General features: G+C 67.2%; 17 protein-coding genes. 5 read left to right on the forward strand and 12 right to left on the reverse strand.

All coding sequences use genetic code 11. From position 1 onward, the window contains the following. Positions 1-5: 5 nt before the first annotated feature. From H289_RS0100230 to H289_RS0100245, 4 genes are read right to left on the reverse strand one after another with little or no spacing between them, the layout of a single operon-like run. Complete coding sequence (locus H289_RS0100230; protein ID WP_020098735.1) at positions 6-983, reverse strand: enoyl-CoA hydratase/isomerase family protein; 978 nt, start codon at positions 981-983, stop codon at positions 6-8. Between the two features lie 9 nt (positions 984-992). Beyond that, the gene (locus H289_RS0100235) at positions 993-2,354 is read right to left on the reverse strand and encodes a cytochrome P450 (RefSeq protein ID WP_020098736.1); all 1,362 of its coding nucleotides are present in this window, start codon (positions 2,352-2,354) and stop codon (positions 993-995) included. Positions 2,355-2,369: 15 nt separating this feature from the next. After that, entirely contained in the window at positions 2,370-3,284 is a 915-nt protein-coding gene (locus H289_RS0100240) for an SDR family NAD(P)-dependent oxidoreductase (RefSeq protein ID WP_020098737.1), read from the reverse strand. Then, a complete protein-coding gene (locus H289_RS0100245) occupies positions 3,285-3,908 on the reverse strand; it encodes a PaaI family thioesterase (RefSeq protein ID WP_020098738.1) in 624 nt (207 codons plus the stop codon). Between the two features lie 461 nt (positions 3,909-4,369). Between H289_RS0100245 and H289_RS0100250 the strand changes: the two genes are divergently transcribed. Genes H289_RS0100250 through H289_RS0100265 form a run of 4 tightly spaced genes read left to right on the forward strand, consistent with a single transcriptional unit; the run spans position 4,370 to position 9,741 of the window. Further along, positions 4,370-5,536: a thiolase family protein gene (locus tag H289_RS0100250; RefSeq protein ID WP_020098739.1), complete on the forward strand. Its 1,167-nt coding sequence runs from the start codon at positions 4,370-4,372 to the stop codon at positions 5,534-5,536. Then, the gene (locus H289_RS0100255; RefSeq protein ID WP_020098740.1) at positions 5,514-7,769 is read left to right on the forward strand and encodes an MMPL family transporter; all 2,256 of its coding nucleotides are present in this window, start codon (positions 5,514-5,516) and stop codon (positions 7,767-7,769) included. The genes H289_RS0100250 and H289_RS0100255 overlap by 23 nt, the downstream gene beginning before the upstream one ends. Before the next feature lie 8 nt (positions 7,770-7,777). Then, positions 7,778-8,743: an SDR family NAD(P)-dependent oxidoreductase gene (locus H289_RS0100260; RefSeq protein WP_155943977.1), complete on the forward strand. Its 966-nt coding sequence runs from the start codon at positions 7,778-7,780 to the stop codon at positions 8,741-8,743. Then, a complete protein-coding gene (locus H289_RS0100265) occupies positions 8,743-9,741 on the forward strand; it encodes an NAD-dependent epimerase/dehydratase family protein (protein WP_029104614.1) in 999 nt (332 codons plus the stop codon). The genes H289_RS0100260 and H289_RS0100265 overlap by 1 nt, the downstream gene beginning before the upstream one ends. Here H289_RS0100265 and H289_RS0100270 read toward each other — a convergent pair. From H289_RS0100270 to H289_RS0100305, 8 genes are all read right to left on the reverse strand, one after another. Continuing rightward, positions 9,729-10,151: a nuclear transport factor 2 family protein gene (locus H289_RS0100270; protein WP_177127400.1), complete on the reverse strand. Its 423-nt coding sequence runs from the start codon at positions 10,149-10,151 to the stop codon at positions 9,729-9,731. The genes H289_RS0100265 and H289_RS0100270 overlap by 13 nt on opposite strands. A gap of 70 nt (positions 10,152-10,221) precedes the next feature. After that, positions 10,222-11,352 carry an NDMA-dependent alcohol dehydrogenase gene (locus H289_RS0100275; RefSeq protein WP_020098744.1) on the reverse strand — a complete coding sequence of 377 codons (1,131 nt, stop codon included), beginning with the start codon at positions 11,350-11,352 and terminating at the stop codon, positions 10,222-10,224. Positions 11,353-11,444: 92 nt separating this feature from the next. Next, on the reverse strand, positions 11,445-12,020 hold the full coding sequence (locus H289_RS0100280; protein ID WP_020098745.1) for a nuclear transport factor 2-like protein: 576 nt from the start codon (positions 12,018-12,020) through the stop codon (positions 11,445-11,447). Positions 12,021-12,037: 17 nt separating this feature from the next. Next, complete coding sequence (gene fdx, locus H289_RS0100285) at positions 12,038-12,244, reverse strand: ferredoxin Fdx (protein ID WP_020098746.1); 207 nt, start codon at positions 12,242-12,244, stop codon at positions 12,038-12,040. A 1-nt stretch (position 12,245) separates the two neighbouring features. After that, entirely contained in the window at positions 12,246-13,598 is a 1,353-nt protein-coding gene (gene cyp51 / locus H289_RS0100290; protein ID WP_020098747.1) for a lanosterol 14-alpha demethylase, read from the reverse strand. After that, a complete protein-coding gene (locus tag H289_RS29385; RefSeq protein ID WP_029120417.1) occupies positions 13,595-14,449 on the reverse strand; it encodes an SDR family oxidoreductase in 855 nt (284 codons plus the stop codon). The genes cyp51 and H289_RS29385 overlap by 4 nt, the downstream gene beginning before the upstream one ends. Continuing rightward, positions 14,450-15,637 (reverse strand): cytochrome P450, encoded by a 1,188-nt coding sequence (locus H289_RS0100300; RefSeq protein WP_020098750.1) that lies wholly within the window; start codon positions 15,635-15,637, stop codon positions 14,450-14,452. 38 nt (positions 15,638-15,675) lie between these two features. Beyond that, positions 15,676-16,281 carry a TetR/AcrR family transcriptional regulator gene (locus H289_RS0100305; RefSeq protein ID WP_029104616.1) on the reverse strand — a complete coding sequence of 202 codons (606 nt, stop codon included), beginning with the start codon at positions 16,279-16,281 and terminating at the stop codon, positions 15,676-15,678. A gap of 210 nt (positions 16,282-16,491) precedes the next feature. Here H289_RS0100305 and H289_RS0100310 point away from each other — a divergent pair, with 210 nt between their 5' ends. Then, complete coding sequence (locus H289_RS0100310) at positions 16,492-17,961, forward strand: aldehyde dehydrogenase (RefSeq protein ID WP_020098752.1); 1,470 nt, start codon at positions 16,492-16,494, stop codon at positions 17,959-17,961. The last annotated feature ends 9 nt before the right edge of the window (positions 17,962-17,970 follow it).

Consider the following 17,970-nt stretch of genomic DNA (forward strand, 5'->3'; position numbering starts at 1 on the left):
CCAGCCTATTGCTCGACGCGGGTGCCCGACAGCCAGGGCTCGATGTCCCTGGCGAAGGGACTGTCGCCGATGGTCTCGTAATCCTGCTGAAAAGCGTCCGCCGTCAAGTGCTTTCGTGGATTGCGGCCGGTCCCGACGAATCCCGCGAGCTCGAAGTCGAGGGCGCCGGACAACGTCCTGTTGCCGCCGAAGTAGACGGCGCGTTTGACGGCCGCGACGGCGTAGGGGGAGCGGCGGGACAGGCGCTGCGCGGTGGCCCGCACATCATCGAGCAACCCCTCGGCAGGGGCGAGCCGGTGCACGACGCCCGCGTCGAGTGCCTCACGCGCGGTCAGTGGGCGGCCTTCCAGCATGTGCTCCAGCGCGGCGGACATGCCGAGCATGGCCGGAAGCCGTTGGCTCCCACCGCCTCCCGGTACCAGGCCGGCGAGAATCTCGATCAGACCGATGCGGACCTGGTCGGCGTCGGCCGCGATGCGCAGGTCGCAGAACAGCGCGAGCTCGAACCCGCCGCCGAGGGCCGCGCCATTGATGGCCGCGAGGTAGACGACACCCGACCGGTTCATCCGGGTGATGGTCCGCTTGAGGATGGCGCTGTAGACGATGCCGGTGCCCCAGTCGCCGCCGCGGGTCTCGGTGGCCCTGAGCAGGGCGGGCACGCGCATGGCCGCGTTGTTGAGTTTGATGGACCAGGTCACGGCGCGCGACGGCAGCGGCGGCGTCGCCATCTGGAAGAACAGTTGCACCTGTTCGGGTTCGGAGTGCGAGATGAACTTGTCGCCGGTGCCGGTCAGGATGACCGCGCCCACCGACGGGTCTTGATCTGCCGCGCGGGTCAGTTTGTCCATGTCCTTGACCAGCCTCAGCGACAGGAACTGGTTCGGCGGATCGTCGAATTGGGCGGTGAGGACGCGGCCGTCCTGGTGCAGCGTCAGGGTTTCCAGATTCAGCTCGGCGGTGCGTACGGGGGCTCGTCGTGGCACGGCGTCGTCCTAGGAGTTCACGGTCTGGACCAGGGCCGGGATGGGCCCGTCCGGCACGATGGTGAGCGGCGCGGTGATGGGGAACGTGGTGCCGCGCGATGTCAGCCGGCAGTGCCGGACGATCGACGCGAGCTCCAGGGTCGCCGCGGTCAGGGCGAAGAACTCACCGATGCACGACCGTGGCCCGCCGCCGAACGGCAGGAACTGCCATTGCATGCGCGAGCGGCCCCCACTGAACCGATCGGGGTCGAATTCCAGTGGCCGGTCCCATAATTGGGGGTCACGATGCATGGCGTAGACGCCGACCATGAGCATGCTGCCGGCCTCGACGCGGAAGCCGTCGACGGCCATGTCCTGCCGCGCGATGCGCATCACGGCGGGCGTCGGGCCGCCCAGGCGCAGGGCCTCCTGGATGACGCTGACGGTGTAGGGCAGGTGGCTGCGCGGATTGGTCCGCAGCGCGGCCTCGTCGACCGCGGCGACCTCGGCCGCGACCCGGTCGAAGATCTCGGGATGACGGCCCAGTGCCCACAGCGCGTAGGCGAGCGTCGTCGCGGTGGTCTCCAGTCCGGAGGCCAGGAAGATGACGAGTTCGTGGCAGATGTCCTCGTCCGTCAGCGGTTCTGAGGTCTCCGGGTCGCGAGCTTCCATCATGGCGCGGACCAGAGGCGCGCTCAGCAGCGGATCGGCGCGGCAGTCCCGCAGGATCTGCGCGGCGAGATCGTGTGCCACCTTGTTGAACCGGACCGCGAAGCGCCGCTCCTTGGTCGGCACCCAGCTCGGCAGCTTCACCGGCGCGCGGCCGCGGTCGGCGATGTACTTGCTGATGCGGCGTAGCGGATCGACCAATTCGTCTGTGTACGAACCGGGTTCGAATCCCATGATGGTGCGGCCGAGCACCCGCATGGTGATCCGGCGGCTCTCCTGGTCCAGGTCGATCTCGGACCCGTCGCGCCACGAGGTCGCGGCGTCGGTGGCGATGTCGTACATCTGCTCGTTGAGTTCGGCGATGCGCGCGGTGGTGAACACCGGTTGCAGCATGCGGCGCCGCCCGACCCATTCCTTGTGGCTGAAGTTCAGCAGCGAGCCGCCGTTGAGCTTCTGCTGTTCGGTCATGAACGGGAAGTCGCGGTCGACGGCCGGGTACGTGGCGGTCAGGACGTCGCGGGCACCCTGCGGCGAGGTGACGGCGATGATCGGCGGCATCATCCACTTCGGCGCGATGCGCACGGTGGTGACGGGCCCGCCGGCGTCACGGAAGGTCTCACATCCGCTGTGCGCCATCTGGATTGCGGCGATGCGTTCGCGGAGAGTCAAGGGCACGTCGGGGGCGAGGGGCAGCCGGGCGACGTCCGGTGCGTCGGTTGACACGGTCGGCTCCTGTCGTCAGATGTCGTACCGGACACCGGTGTGGTGTTCGGCGGCAACCCAATTCGCGGTCATCAGGGCCTGGTCGGTGGCCGCGCGGCCGGCTTTGGCCGGCGCCGGTAGTCCGCGCATGCCGAAGAACCGGTCGGGTCCGTAATAGCCACCGCCAACAACGTCGTCTGCGGCGGCGGCGTAGGTGATCGAGAGGGCCGCGACGTCGGCCGGCTGGCCGATGGCCCGGCACGAGGCGCGCCACGAGAGGTCGCCCCACTTGCGGCCCGAGTGCATACCGGCGTCGGTGTCGGCCCAACCGGGTTGTGCGGATACCGATTTCACCGTGCTCCCGGCGGCCTTCAGTCGGCGCTGCAGTTCATTGGCGAACAGCAGGTTGGCGAGCTTGGCCTGACAGTAGCCGTCGAACGCGGAGTAACGACGGGTCCGCCAGCCCGGGTCGGCGGGCATGAGCTTGCCGAATCCCGGCCGCCCGACGAACTCGTGCGCGCGGCTGGTGACCACCACGACCCGATCGGTGATCCGGTCCAGGAGTTGGCCGACCAACGCGAAGTGTCCGAGATGGTTGATGCCGGTGTGCAGTTCGAAACCGTCGGCGGTCAGGCCGTAGGGCACGTGGCACACCCCGGCCAGCGCGACCACGGTGTCGACGGGTCCGCAGGCAGCCGCGGCCGACTTCACGGAGTCCAGACTCGCCAGGTCGAGGTTCAGAGTCTGCGCGGCAGAACCGATTTCGGCGGCCAGTGCCTCGGCCTGTGCCGGGCGGCGGCAGGCCAGGATCACCCGGGCGCCGGCGGCCGCCAGATGCCGCGCGGTGGCGGCACCGAGGCCGCCGTTGGCGCCGGTGATCAGGACCGTGCGGCCGGTCTGGTCAGGAATGTGGGCGCTGAGCCAGTCTTTGGCGCCGATCGACCGCGCCATCTAGCCGCGGGCCCACTTGGGCTGGATGAAGACGCCTTCGGCTTCGATGGTGACACCCTGGTCGTCGGCGATGTGGGCGACCCCGTAGGCCTTGAAACCCTCGGTGCGCACGATTCGTGCCTCGGCCCGCAGCTTGCCCAGCGGGGTGGGGCGCACGTACTTGACGTTGATGGTGCCGGTGAACCGGGTGGTGCCGTCGTTCGATGCCACCTCACCCAGCACGTGGTCGAGGATCATGGCGCAGACGCCGCCGTGCGCGTGGTTCGGCGGGCCCTCGTAGGCGGCGCCGAGGGAGAACTCGGACCAGACGTAGTCGGTCGCCTCGAGGACGACCGTCAGCGGCGGTGCGACCGGGTTGCGCAGGCCCACAACGGCATTGGTCCACGGCAGCCATTCGCCTTCGGTGGTGAAGCGCAGGCCCCACGTCTTCTCCAGCTGCTTGGAGCGCAAACGCGCGGTGGCCGAATCGATTTCGGCTTTCGCGGCTGCGATGACGTCGGCATCGGCGTCGCTGCGGGCGGTCGCGTCCATCAGTTCGCGGACCGATTGGGTCAGCGGCTCGAATACGGAGCGGAGGCGTTCGGCTTCCTCCGGGCTGAGGGTGTCGGTGCTGAAGTCGAGCATGTCGCTACTAGAACATGTTCTACCTGATGCTGTCGAGCCCAAAGTTTGCTGCATGGGTGGCTGACGGTTTGCCACAGCGACGGGCTTCGCCGAATTGACTGCGCGGTCAACGGGCCGATTCGGGGCGCCGGTGGATGGGGTTTGAAACGTTGTTATCGGTTGTGCGCCAACGCCGTTCCGGCTGTGACGGGGGTTACACCGATTCGTGCCATGGGCAAATATTGAAACAAGTTCTAACTAGTTCGCTAAATTCATAATTAACGCCTCTGACGTGGATATTTACGTTGATGGAATATAGACCGTGTTCGAATTGCGTGCTACAAACTATTGCCGTTAGTAGCTGGAATCAGCACCACGAAGTGCAGCCATGCCGTTATGTCCGCACGTACGCGACAGTTCTGGGCAGTCCGTGGATTGCGCGGTGCCGCACGCGGACGTCGTTGCCGAGGAGGGCAAGAACCTTGACCAATCCCGTAGTCGTTGCGTATGCGCGAACCCCGTTCACGCGTTCGCTGGTAGGCGGACTGGCCAACGTTTCCGAGTTCGACCTGGCGAGCACCGTGATCGGCGAGGTCATCAACCGCTCGGGTGTCGACCCCGAACTGATCGACAACATCGTGCTCGGTGAGGTGCTGCAGGGCGGCGGGTGTATCGCCCGGTACTCGGCCTTGGACATGGGACTGCCGCTGGACACTCCCGCCGTCGCGGTCGGCGGCTGGTGTGCGTCGGGAATGATGGCGATGCACCAGGCGGTGGCGACCATCAAGGCCGGCATGGGCAAGTGCGTCATCGCCGGCGGCCTGAACACGCCCTCGGCGTCGCCGCTGGCCGGTCCGCATTTCGCGGCCACCGGTATCACCGACACCAAGATCGCCCCGATGCATCCCGGCATCGGTGAGATGCCCGCACTAGACTTGGCCCGGACTCTCGGCGAAGGCACCGCGCGGCAGTTCGGCCTGACGCGCGAAGAGGTCGACGAATGGTCGGCCCGGGCGCACACCCTGGCCTCGGACGCCATCGAGGGCGGCGTCCTGGATACCGAGAAGGTCGCCGTAACCGTCGACGGCACAGAGGTTTTCGCCGACGAGTTGCCGTGCCGCGAATTCAACATGACCAACCTGTCGGCGCTGACGTCGTTCCTCGGCGAGGACTGCACGGTGACGCCCGGCAACCAGACGGGCCTCACCGACGGCGCCGCCGCGATGATGATCTGCGATCCCGAGTTCGCCAGCCGCCACGGCCTGACCCCGCTGGCCGAGATCATCGGCTGGTCGGTCGTCGGCTCGGAGCCCGAGCGGGCCACCGACGCGGCGATCACCGCCACCCGGCGGGCCCTCGACGGTGCCGGCGTCAGCACCGAAGCCGTTGACCTGTACGACGTCCACGACTCCTACGCCTCGATCGGCATCGCCTACGAACGCTCGCTGAACATCAGCCGTGACCGGCTCAACGTCCACGGCGGCGGCCTGGCACTCGGCCACCCGTACGGCGCCTCCGGTACCCGTGTGGCCGGCACCCTGATCAACGAACTGCAGCGCCGCGGCGGCGGTATCGGTGCGGGCGCGATCGTCAGCGCGGGTGGCCTCGGTGCCGCCGTCGTGCTCAATGTCTTCCCGCCGGCGGCGTGACGCGGCGATGCTCGAGCTGATCTCGCGCGTGGTGATCGCCGCGCCCAAACGGATTCTCGTCGCCACCGTCATGCTGATGTCGGTCTTCGGCATCCTGTCCGCTCCCGTCGCGGACCTGCTCGGCGCCGGTGGCTTCACCGACCCCGACGCCCAGTCGAACCGCGCGAACAAGGTGCTCACCGAAGAGTTCCACCGCGGCTTCGTGAATCTGAACCTGTTGGTGCAGGCCAGCGACCCTGGGGTGCCGGTGACCGCTGCTCCTCTGCGGGCACAGGTCGACCGGTTGGTCACCGAGCTGCGCGGCACCGAACACGTCGCGCGGGTGCTGTCGCCGTTCGAGGCACCCGATCCGGTCGCGGCCGGCCTGGTGAGCAAGGACGGGCGCTCGGCCCTGGTCATCGCCTTCATGGACGGCAACGAGACCACCGGCATCGCGTCCTCCACCGCGTTGGTGGAACGCTATGTCGGGCAACGCGATCCGGGCCTCACCATCTCGGCGGGCGGTCCCGGGGCGGTGTACTCCGCCGTCAACGAGCAGAGTCGCCACGACCTGACCCTCAGTGAGGCCATCGTGCTGCCGCTGACGTTCCTGGTCCTGGTGTGGGTCTTCGGCGGCGTGGTCGCGGCCCTGGTACCGCTGGCGGTCGGGGCCTTCGCGATCTCGGGTTCCGTTGCGATTCTTCGGGTTCTGGCCGAGTTCGTCGACGTCTCGGTGTTCGCGCTCAACCTTGCCGTGGCGCTCGGCCTGGCCCTGGCGATCGACTATTCACTGCTGTTGGTGAGCAGATATCGCGAAGAGATCGGCGACGGCTCCCACCCCGACGAGGCGTTGCGGCGCACCATGCGCACCGCGGGTCGCACGGTGGTGTTCTCAGCGGCCACCGTCGCGCTGTGCCTGGCGACCATGGCGGTCTTCCCGATGTACTTCCTGCGGTCGTTCGCGTACGGCGCGGTATCGGTGGTGGTCATGGCCGCACTCGCGGCCCTCGTCATCACGCCGGCCGCCATCCGCGTCGCCGGCAAGCGGATCGGCAAACCGGGCCAGCGTGGACCGCTCACCGAATCACGGTGGTACACCTGGACGCACGCTGTGATGCGTCGCCCCAGGATCGCCGCCGCCGTCACCCTGATTCCGCTCGTCATCGTCGGACTGCCGTTCCTCAACATCAAGTTCGGCTTCCCCGACGACCGCATCCTGCCGACCACATCGTCGGCCCGGCAGGTGGGTGACCACGTGCGCAGCGACTTCACGCAGGACGCCGGGCTGCCGGTGCACATCGTGCTGTTGCACGGCAACGGGTCCCGTGACAACGCCGCCATCGACGCCTACGCCGCCGAGCTGTCCAAGGTGCCGACCGTGGTGGCCGCGGCCGGACCGGGTGCCACCTACGCGGGCGGCCGCGCGATCGGGCCCGCCGGGCACGAGGCCGGCACCGGTAAAGACGCCAGCTTCCTGACCGTCACCACCACGACGCTGCCCTTCAGCGCGGCGTCCGACGAAGCGCTGGACCGGCTGCACGCGGTGCCGCCGCCGGCCGGGATGACGCCGCTGTTCACGGGAGCAGCGCAGTCCAACCGCGACGGCGTCGAGGCCATCGCGAGCCGGGTGCCGACGATGCTCGGGTTGATCGCCGTGGTGATGTTCGTCCTGCTGTTCCTGCTCAGCGGCAGTGTGATCATTCCGCTGAAAGCATTGGTGCTCAACGCCTTGTCGCTCACCGCGACGTTCGGGGCGCTGGTGTGGATCTTCCAGGAGGGCCACCTCGGCGGGCTGGGCACCACCGTCGTGGGCACCCTGGTGTCGACCATGCCGGTGCTGATGTTCTGCGTCGCGTTCGGGCTGTCGATGGACTATGAGGTGTTCATCATCGCCCGCATCCGCGAATTCTGGCTCGCCTCGGACAAATCCGATGCGGCCGGCCGCGAATCGGTGGCTCTCGGCCTGGCCGGAACCGGCCGGATCGTCACCGCCGCGGCGCTCGTCATGGCGATCACATTCGCCGGATTGGTCGCTTCGCAGGTGTCGTTCCTGCGCATCTTCGGGTTCGGGCTGGCGGTCGCGATCCTGGTGGACGCCATCGTGATCCGGACCATCCTGCTCCCGACTGTCATGGTGCTGCTGGGCAAGGCCAACTGGTGGGCGCCCGCCCCGCTGGCACGGCTGCACGCCCGCATCGGCCTGAATGAGGGTGCACCGTCCAGCAATTCGTCGGTTCCAGCGGAAGTCGGGTGATGAATCAGATGGCCACACGCAGTCTGCTGTTGACGGGCGCCACCTCCGGGTTGGGGCTCGGACTGGCGAAACGGGTCGTGGGAACACCGGGTTGGCACTGTGTGCTGCCCGTCCGGAACGCCAAGCGGGGTGAGGAACTCAAGGCGCTGCTCGGTGACCGCGCGGCCGACGGCACCACCCACATCGTGGTGTGCGATCAGGGTTCGCGCGAAAGCGTGCGCCGCGCCGCAGACGAGATCGCGCGCCTGGTGACGGACGGCGTCATCCCGCCGCTCAGCACCGTCGTGCTCAATGCCGCGGTGCTGCGCAACGACGCCCATGAACTCAGCCCCGACGGCATCGAATTGACCCTTGCCACCAACCTTTTCGGTCCGCATGCGCTGCTCGCGCGGATCAGCCCGCAGCTGGCGGCTGATGCCCGCGTCATGATCGTCGGGTCCCCGACCATTCGCCAGACGCTGTTCCAGCGGCTGGCACGGGTGAAGACCGCGGAATGGAAACCGCTCGCCGAGCAGTGCCTGCCGAGCGATGACGGTGTTCAGGCCTACGCGCGCACCAAGCTCGGCTTGTTCTACCTGTCCCGCGCGGCCGGGTGGTTGGTGCCCGAAGGCATGTCCGCGGCGTACTTCGATCCCGGCGTGATGCCAGGCACGAACATCTTGCGGGAGCGCGGCACGCTCAGCCAGGTGTACTGGCGCCGGGTGCTGCCGTACATCGCGTGGACGTTCGGCGGGGTCACCGTCGGCCGCGGTGCCCGGTCGATGTCTCCCTATGTGCTGCACCAGAAATCGATGGGGGACAGCGGATTCCTCTCGGTCAAGTGGGGCAAGCGCGCACCGGCCGTCGACCCCGAGCGGGTGCACGAGTACTTCATCGAAGCCAACGACATCACCGGGATCGGCGAGTCCGACGCCGCGCCGTGGTGGTCGCAACCGGACCGCCTGCTCGGCCGGCCGGTCGGGCCGCGCGCCTGATGGCACCACGCAAGTCACTGGTCATGGGAGCCAGTGGCTTCCTGGGCTCCCACGTGACGCGCCAGCTCGTCGAGCGCGGCGACGACGTCCGGGTGCTGCTGCGGGAGACCAGCCCGACCCGCGGCATCGATGACCTCGACGTCGAGCGGTGCTACGGAGACATTTTCGACGACGACGCGGTGCGGGCCGCGATGGCCGATCGGGACGTCGTCTTCTACTGCGTCGTCGACGCCCGGGCCATGCTGCCGGACCCGGCGCCGTTGTTCCGTACCAATGTCGACGGACTGCGGCGGGTGCTGGACATCGCGGTCGACGCCGATCTCGACAAGTTCGTCTTCGTGAGCACCATCTGCACCATCGCCGTCAGCGACGACGGGTCGGTCGTCACCGAGGACACGCCGTTCAACTGGGCCGACAAGGGTGGCGACTACGTCCGATCACGGCGTGCCGCAGAACAACTCGTGCTGGAGGCGGCGGCGCAACGGGGACTGCCGGCCGTCGCGATGTGTGTGTCGAACACCTATGGCCCGCGGGACTGGCAGCCGACGCCGCACGGCGAGATCGTGGCGCGTACCGCGGCCGGCCGGATGCGGTTCTATGCCTCGGACGCGGCCGCGGAAGTGGTCGGTATCGAGGACGCCGCCCGCGCGCTGCTCCTGGCCGCCGAGCACGGCCGCGTGGGGGAGCGGTACATCATCTCGGAGAGCTACCTGCCGCTGCGCACCATCCTGGAGACGGCGGCCGACGAAACCGGCGTCCGGCCACCGCGATTCGGGGTTCCCAAGGCCGCGATGTACGCGGGTGCCTACGCCACGGAGCCGCTGCGTGCGGTACGCCCGGGCAAGATTCCGCCGTTGGTCACCATTACGCGGCTGCTGCACATGACGTCACCGGCCGACAACGGCAAGGCGCGGCGGGAGCTGGGCTGGGAACCGGAGCCGACGGTGAATGCGATTCGCCGCGCGGCCCGGTTCTACGCCGACAATCAGTTGGCCTGATCGGCTGGCTGCTCGAACGTCATGGCCTCGAGATTCCAGTACCCGCGCAGGTTGGTGATGAGTCCCGCGGCATTGACCTTGTAGGTGAAGACTCCGCGGACGCTGGCCACGAAGCCGTTCGGGAATTCGGTGCGCAGCACCAGGATGTAGGCGATCTCGTCGGGTGAGCTCGACGGGAACGTCTCCTCACACGTGACCGTCAGCTGGTTCGGCCCGATGTTGGTGTCGTAGAAGGCGGCGAGCGCCTCCTTGCCCTTCACTCCCGTGCCGTCGGGGTTGGTGACGGCCTCGCCGATCGGGTCTTCGACGACGATGTCGTCGGCCATCAGGGCCAGCCAGCCCTCGCGGTCGTGAGTCTGCACGCATCGCCACGACGACTGCGAGGCGATGACAACAGGGTTGTCGGACAAGGGTTTTCCTCCTACAGACAACGCCGAGTCGGCCTGGGAGGTGCCCCAGGCCGAATCAGCGGAAGTGGGTTCAGCGGTCGGCGTCGGTGTACCGGATGACACCGCGGATGTTGCGGCCCTCCAGCATGTCGGCGTAGCCCTCGTTGATCTGCTCCAGCTTGTACTGGCGGGTGACCATGTCGTCGAGGTTGAGGCGGCCGGCCTTGTACATGGCCAGCAGCGACGGGATGTCGTGGTGCGGGTTACCGCCGCCGAAGATGGTGCCCTGCAGGCGCTTCTGCATCAGCGTCAGCATCGACAGGTTGAGCTTCACGTCCAGGCTGGCCATGTTCGCCACCGCGGTGACCACGCAGGTGCCGCCCTTGCTGGTGATGTTCAGGTAGTTGTCGATGTCCTCGCCGTGCAGCTCACCGACGGTGACGATGGTCTTGGTGGCCATGCGGCCCTCGGTGACCTCCGCGACGCCGGCCATGGCGCTGAAGATGTCCGGGTAGGCGTGGGTGGCGCCGAACTTCAGCGCGTTGTCGCGTTTGAACTCAACGGGATCCACGACGAAGACGTTGCGGGCGCCGGCGTTCAGCGCGCCCTGGAGTGCGCCGGTACCGACACCGCCGACACCGACGATGCAGACGTCGTCACCGGGGCGGACGTCGCCGCTGCGGACGGCCGAGCCGTAGCCGGTGGTGACGCCGCAGCCGACCAGGCAGGCTACCTCGAACGGGATGGTGGGGTCGATCTTCACGACCGAGCTCTTGTGCACCACCATGTACGGGCTGAAGGTGCCCAACAGGGTCATCGGGAGGACCGGCGTGCCGTCGGCGGCGTGGACGCGGTGGGTGCCGTCGGAGACTGCGGTGCCGGTCAGCAGGTACATGCCGAGATCGCACAGGTTGCGCATGCCGGCCTGACACGACGGGCATTCACCACACGAGGGGATGAACGACAGCACGACGTGGTCGCCGACGGCGATGTGGTCGACACCGGGGCCGACCTCGACCACGATGCCCGCACCCTCATGACCACCGAGGACGGGGAATCCGGCCATCGGGATGTCGCCGGTCACCAGGTGGTGGTCCGAGTGGCACATGCCCGAGGCTTCCATCTGGATCTTGACCTCGTCCTTGACGGGGTCACCGATCTCGATCTCCTCGATCGACCACGGCTTGTTGAACTCCCAGATGAGAGCACCTTTTGTCTTCACCGCATGTGCCTTCCACTAGAACCTGTTTCAGTTAGCGTAGAGGGAAAAGTTACGTTCGTCACACCCCACCCCCAATAACCGCTCGGCTGGTTTCACCAGATCGGGACGGGAGCCTCGCCGAGGGGGTAATAGCCGGGCAGCTGCTCGCCGGCCAGGCTGCGCTGGATGCGCTGCTGCATGCCTTTCGACAGTTTTCCGGCCGTCATCAGGTCCAGGTACAGCTTCTGCACGTGGCCGAAGTCGAAGAAATCGCGCTGCCACGCGATCTTCGGTTCGCCGTCGACGTTCTCCAGCCGGAACCAGCTGCCGCCGATGCCGTAGATCTCGTATTGAACGGAATCGGTCGCTTCTGCTGAATCGTCGGCTACGCCGACAATCTGCTTCCAGAAACCGACCACCTCGCCCTGCTTGTCGTCGATCACCACCCGCTGGTACGGGTACTTCCAGCCTTCGAGGCCTTCCATTTCCAAACCGAGTGCGATGTCGCGGATTTCGGCCTTCCCGAGGCACATGACGTCCTCTTTGGGGCCGATGTTCCAGCCGTACGTGGCGTCGTCGGTGTAGAAGTCGGCCATGGGCTTCCAGTCGCCGGCGGCTTCGGCGTCGCGGTTGACCTGCAGCCACCGCTCGACCCACTCTTCGAGTTGTTCGCGGGGGAATGACGTCATTGTCTTGTCCTTTGTTTTCAGCTGATTTCGCGAATGAACAGGGCTTGCGTGGGGCACTCGGCGACGGCGCGTTCGATCTCGTCGCGCGCGTCGTCGGGTGGGGCCTCGTCGAGGATCTCGACGGTGCCGCGCTTGGGGACGTTGAAGTAGTCCGGTGCCTCCAAGGCGCACATGGCGTGGCCCTGGCACAGATCGCGGTCGACCTCAACGCGGTAGCTGCCCATTTCAGGCGCGCTTCCGGTAGCGGACGGTCGCGGGCCGGGCCAGCTGGACGACCATCTTGGAGTGGTCGTTCTGGTAGCTCTCCGGGGGCTGAGCCATCTCGAACTCGTACTCGCGCAACAGAACCGAGAAGATGGCCTTGATCTGCATCTGCGCGAAGGCGGCGCCCACGCAGCGGTGCTTGCCGGCGCCGAACGGGATCCAGGTCCACCGGTTCAGCAGGTCTTCCTGACGCGGCTTCTCGTACCGGTTCGGGTTGAAGGCGTCGGGGTCGGGGAAGTCCTCGGGAATCCGGTTGGAGATCGCCGGTGAGGCCGCCACCATCTGGCCCTTGTGGATCGGGTGCTCGGCGACTTCGAACTCGTCCTGCGCGACGCGCATCAGGATGATCAGCGGCGGGTGCAGGCGCAGGGTCTCCTTCAGGGCGTTGTCCAGGTTCGGAATCTGGCGCAGCGCATGGAAACTCACCTCCTGGCCGTCGGAGTAGAGGTCGTCGAGCTCCTGCTGGACCTTGGCGTAGAAGTCGGGGTGGCGCAGCAGTTCGATCAGCGTCCACGACGACGTGCCCGAGCTGGTGTGGTGCCCGGCGAACATCAGTGAAATGAACATGCCGGTGACCTCGTTGGCGCTGAAGCGCGGATTGCCCTCTTCGTCCTTGATCGACACGAGGACGTCGAGCAGGTCGCGATCGCTCTTGTCCGTGGGCGGGTTGGCGATTCGGCCGTTCATGACCTCCTGAACCAGCTCGACCAGGTTGGCCCGGGCCTCGTCGCGGATGCGGAAGCTCTCGATGGGCAGGTACGGGTCGACGTAGCACAGCGGATCGGTGCCGCGCTCGAGCAGGTGGTAGTAGTTCGCGAACCGCGAATCGAGCTGGTTGCGGAACTTTGGGCCGATCAGGCAGGCCGTCGAGGTGTAGATGGTGAGCTCGGAGAAGAACTCCAACAGGTCGATTTCCCCGGATTCGCCCCAGTTCTCGGTCATCCGCCGGACCTCGCGCTCGATGGTCGCGGCGTGGCCCTTCATCTGCTCGCCGCGCAGCGCGGTGTTGTGCAGCATCTCGGCACGGCGTTCGGGATCGGCGTCGAACACCACGCCCTCACCGAAGATCGGGGTCATGAACGGGTAGGCCTCGGCCTGGTTGAGCTCACTGTCGCTGGAGCGGAAGAAGAACTCGTTGGCCTCGGCGCCGGTCAGCAGCACCACCTGCTTGTCGGCCAGCTGGAACCAGCCGACGTCACCGCACTCGTCGCGGACGCGCTGCATCAGGCCGATCGGGTCGGTGCGGAACTCCTCCAGGTGGCCATGCTCCTCGGCGCCACCCGAAACCCGTTGTACCTCTTTGGTAATGGTCATTTGCTCTCATTGCTCCTCGCGTCCGCGGGTTCCGGCATCCCTTGCTCGCCCAACGCGAGCGACTGACGATCCTTGGCCTCGGTCAGTGGCGCCTCGGGCTGCAGTTCCATGTTGGCGATGAACCCGCCGCGCGGGGTCTCGGCGACGAACGTGATGGCACGGGCCAGGTCGGCCGCGCGCAGGAAGTAGCTGTGGCGGGCCTGCCCCCACTTGGCCCAATCCTCAAGGGCCGGGCCGATTTTCTCGGCCGGCAGGCTCCAGCCCATGGACGTCATGGTCGGGCCGGGATGCACCACCGAGGCGCGGACACCGGTGCCTTCCAGCTCCATCTGGAAGTTGGTGACCATCGCGACCAGCCCGGCCTTCGCGGCGCCGTAGGCGCCCATGTGGGGACGCTGGCGCAGCGCCACGTCGGAGCCGACGAAGATCAGGTCGCCGCGCCGGCGCTCGACCATGCCGTCGAGAACGGCGCGGGCCATCCGGTTGGCGCCGACGAGGTGAATCTGCAACTGCTCGGCGAACTCGTCGGTGCTCATCTCGTGCAGCCGGCCGAAGTTGGTGTCACCGGCACCGGTGACCAGGACCTCGATGTCCCCGAGAGCGGCCGTCGCCTTGGCGACGAAGTTCTCGACCGATCCGGTGTCGGTGACGTCGAGCGGCAGCGCGATCGCTTCTCCGCCTTCGGCTTTGATCTGGTCGACGAGTTCCTGACACTTCTCCACCCGGCGGGCGCCGAGCGCGACCGGGAAGCCGCGCGCGGCGAGTGCCGTCGCCGTCGCGGCGCCGATGCCGGACGAGGCGCCGGCCACGATGGCAGGGCGGCGGGAAGGGTGTGGTTCGAAACGGGCCATTTAGCGTGCCTTCACTGTCATTGGGAGATGGGCAAATCCGCGTACGGAACTCGAGTGGACGCGGACGCAGTTGTCCTCGTCGACCTCGTAGCCGCGGATACGTTTGAACAGTTCGGTGAGGGCGACCCGGGCTTCCATCCGTGCCAGGTGAGCGCCCAGGCAGAAGTGCGCGCCGCTGCCGAAACTCACGAGCTTCGAACCGATGTCACGGCCGATGCGGTATTCGTCGGGCGCCTCGAACACCCGCTCGTCGCGGTTGGCCGAGCCGGCCAGCAGAATCAGCACGTCACCGGCGGGGACGGTGGTGCCGTAGAACTCGAGGTCCTCGACGACGGCCCGGGCCAGGAGCTGGCTGGAGGTGTCGTAGCGCAGCGTCTCCTCGATCCACGGCGAGATCAGCTCGTGGTCGTCGAAGACCGGCGCCAGCTGGTCGGGGTTCTGGTATCCCCAGTAAGCCGCATTGGCAAGCAGTTTCGTGGTCGTCTCGTTACCGGCGATGACCATCAAGAACAGGAACGCCATGATCTCGTCGTCGGTGAGCTTGTCGCCGTCGATCTCGGCCTCCACCAGCGCGGAGGTGAGGTCGTCGGACTGATTCTTGCGGCGCTGCTTGACCATGTCGGCGTAGTACATCAGCAGCTCACCCGATGCGGCCATAGCGGATGCCGGGACGTCGGCCGTCCCGTCTTCGCGATGCATCACGCCGTCGGCCAGCGCGCGGATGCGCACGCGGTCTTCTTGCGGGACGCCCATCAGCTCACTGATGACGTCCATCGGCAGCTTGCCGGCGAAATCGTCGACGTAGTCAAAGGTGTTGTGCTGCAGCGCCTCGTCGAGATGCTGGACGGCGATCTCGGTGACCCGGCCTTCCAGCTCACGGATGCGCCGCGGCGTGAAGCCCTTGGAGACCAGGGTGCGCAGCCGCAGGTGCGCCGGATCGTCAAGGGCCAGGAAGGACATCACGCGGTGGGCTTCGTCGTTGCGCGAGATCGGGTCCAGCGAGACGCCGTGCTTGTTGGACAGCGCGGTGCTGTTCCGGAAACCGCGCAGTACGTCTTCGTGGCGGGACAGGGCCCAGAAGTTGAGCTTGTCGTTCCGGTAGATCGGCGCCTCGTCCCGCAGGCGCCGGTAGTACGGGTACGGGTCCTCGTGGAAGTCGTAGCTGTACGGGTCGATCAGTAACTCCACTTGCCGGGGCGAGCGAAGCGACGGGGATGGGTTTGTCGTCACGCGTTGTCTCCCACGATGAGTCCGACGACATAGGACAGGCGGTCGGCGATCTGGTGATAGGTGTAGACGCCGCTGCCGGCGTTGACGAGCGCACCGAAGTACGTCATCTCGAGGGCCGACAGCAGGCGCGGATCGGCGTCGGGGCCGACGGCTGAGCGGATCCGTTTGTGGATTTCGCCACCGATGCGGTCGCGCACCTTGCGGACCGTCTCGTCGTCGCCGGACAGCAGGGCCGTCGTGCAGGCGGCCGCCACCCCCGGTTCGTCGGCGACCACGAGCGCGAGGCTGCGCAGTGCCTGCTCGACACGGCTGGCCCTCGTCTGGTTCACGTCGGTGAAGTAGGGCACCTGCCGAACCATGTCCAGGTACACCTCGGCGATGAGGTGGTTCTTGGACGAGAAGTAGGTGTAGGCGGTAGCCGGCGCGACCTTGGCGCGCGCCGCGACGGCCCGCACCGTCAGATCGGCGTAGGACGATTCCCGCAGCATCTCGCGACCGGCGGCCAGGACCTTCTGGAAGGTTTCCTCCTGGCGGCGGTTGCGCGGCTGGTCGTCCGCTTCTTGGCCGGTGCTTGTGAGGGCGGCCACTGCATCGCTGGACACATGTCCAAGTTAGCCGATGGCGCGGTACGGAAGCAAGAAGTGCATGAAAATAGCCTGTTAAACGGGCATTTATGCGGCGGTTTCGGTTGCCGATCTCGTCGGACTCTTGCCACTCGGTGGCGCGTGCGGTTATGGTTCGACTGAACGTTGTCGGACAGCTGTCCAGTAAACATCAGATCGCTGGACGTCGTCCCGAAGGCAGGAGCGCAGATGACCTTGTTGGGTGACGGCGAAAGTCGCCTTCTCATCGACGGAAAATTGGTGCCGGGTTCGCGAGGCACGTTCCCGACCGTCAATCCCGCGACCGAGGAAGTCCTCGGGGTGGCGGCCGACGCCACGGTCGGCGACATGGTGGACGCCATCGACGCCGCCCGCCGGGCTTTCGACGAGACCGACTGGTCCACCAACGTGGAGCTTCGCGTGCGGTGTCTGCGGCAGCTACAGCAGGCCATGCGCGACCACGCCGATGAATTGCGCGAACTGACCATCTCGGAGGTCGGTGCGCCCCGGATGCTGACCGCCGGAGCGCATTTGGACGGCCCGGTCGAAGACCTCAGCTTCGCCGCCGACACCGCGGAGAGCTACCAGTGGACCACCGACCTGGGACATGCCACGCCGCAAGGGATTCCGACCAACCGGACCATCGCCCGCGAGGCCGTCGGGGTCGTCGGTGCCATCACGCCGTGGAACTTCCCGCACCAGATCAATCTGGCCAAGGTCGGCCCGGCACTCGCGGCGGGCAACACCCTGATCCTCAAGCCCGCACCCGACACCCCGTGGGTCGCCGCGGTGCTCGGCGAACTGATCACCCAGCACACCGACTTCCCGGCGGGCGCCATCAACATCATCACGTCCCGGGACCACGGCGTCGGTGCCTTGCTGTCGAAACACGCTGACGTGGACATGGTTTCGTTCACCGGCTCGACCGCCACCGGCCGCGCCGTGATGACCGACGCCGCGGAGACCATCAAGAAGGTGTTCCTGGAACTCGGTGGCAAGTCGGCATTCCTGGTGCTCGACGACGCCGATGTCGCCGCCGCGTGCGCGATGGCCGCGTTCACGGCGTCGATGCACGCCGGCCAGGGGTGCGCGATCACCACCCGGCTCGTGGTGCCGAGGGCCCGCTACGACGAGGCCGTTGCGGCCGCCGCCGGCACGATGGGCGGCATCAAGCCCGGTGATCCGTCCAGCCCGCGCACCGTCTGCGGGCCGGTGATCTCGGCCCGCCAGCGTGACCGGGTGCAGGGCTACCTCGACCTCGCCCTCCAGGAAGGTGGCACGTTCGCCTGTGGTGGCGGCCGGCCGGCCGACCGCGACAAGGGCTTCTTCATCGAGCCGACCGTCATTGCCGGCCTGGACAATTCGGCTCGCGTCGCCCGCGAGGAGATCTTCGGGCCCGTGCTCACCGTCATCGCCCACGACGGCGACGACGACGCCGTCCGCATCGCCAACGACTCGCCGTACGGCCTGTCCGGCACGGTGTTCTCGGCCGACCCGCAGCGGGCGGCCGGCGTGGCGGCGCGGCTGCGGGTCGGCACCGTCAACGTCAACGGCGGCGTCTGGTACTCCGCCGACGCACCGTTCGGCGGATACAAGCAGTCCGGCAACGGGCGGGAGATGGGCATCGCCGGGTTCGAGGAATACCTCGAGACCAAGTGCATCGCCACGCTGGCCACGTAGGCGTCAGCG

The sequence above is a fragment of the Mycobacterium sp. 360MFTsu5.1 genome (assembly GCF_000383495.1).
Classification (GTDB): Bacteria; Actinomycetota; Actinomycetes; order Mycobacteriales; family Mycobacteriaceae; genus Mycobacterium; species Mycobacterium mucogenicum_B.

What these genes read in the sequence shown, in the direction of transcription:
- H289_RS29385 (WP_029120417.1), bottom strand. Translation starts at nt 14,449, where the DNA reads ATGGCCCGTTTCGAACCACACCCTTCCCGCCGCCCTGCCATCGTGGCC.
- H289_RS0100265 (WP_029104614.1), top strand. Translation starts at nt 8,743, where the DNA reads ATGGCACCACGCAAGTCACTGGTCATGGGAGCCAGTGGCTTCCTGGGC.
- cyp51 (WP_020098747.1), bottom strand. Translation starts at nt 13,598, where the DNA reads ATGACCATTACCAAAGAGGTACAACGGGTTTCGGGTGGCGCCGAGGAG.
- H289_RS0100240 (WP_020098737.1), bottom strand. Translation starts at nt 3,284, where the DNA reads ATGGCGCGGTCGATCGGCGCCAAAGACTGGCTCAGCGCCCACATTCCT.
- H289_RS0100245 (WP_020098738.1), bottom strand. Translation starts at nt 3,908, where the DNA reads ATGCTCGACTTCAGCACCGACACCCTCAGCCCGGAGGAAGCCGAACGC.
- H289_RS0100255 (WP_020098740.1), top strand. Translation starts at nt 5,514, where the DNA reads ATGTCTTCCCGCCGGCGGCGTGACGCGGCGATGCTCGAGCTGATCTCG.
- H289_RS0100260 (WP_155943977.1), top strand. Translation starts at nt 7,778, where the DNA reads ATGGCCACACGCAGTCTGCTGTTGACGGGCGCCACCTCCGGGTTGGGG.
- H289_RS0100280 (WP_020098745.1), bottom strand. Translation starts at nt 12,020, where the DNA reads ATGACGTCATTCCCCCGCGAACAACTCGAAGAGTGGGTCGAGCGGTGG.
- fdx (WP_020098746.1), bottom strand. Translation starts at nt 12,244, where the DNA reads ATGGGCAGCTACCGCGTTGAGGTCGACCGCGATCTGTGCCAGGGCCAC.
- H289_RS0100310 (WP_020098752.1), top strand. Translation starts at nt 16,492, where the DNA reads ATGACCTTGTTGGGTGACGGCGAAAGTCGCCTTCTCATCGACGGAAAA.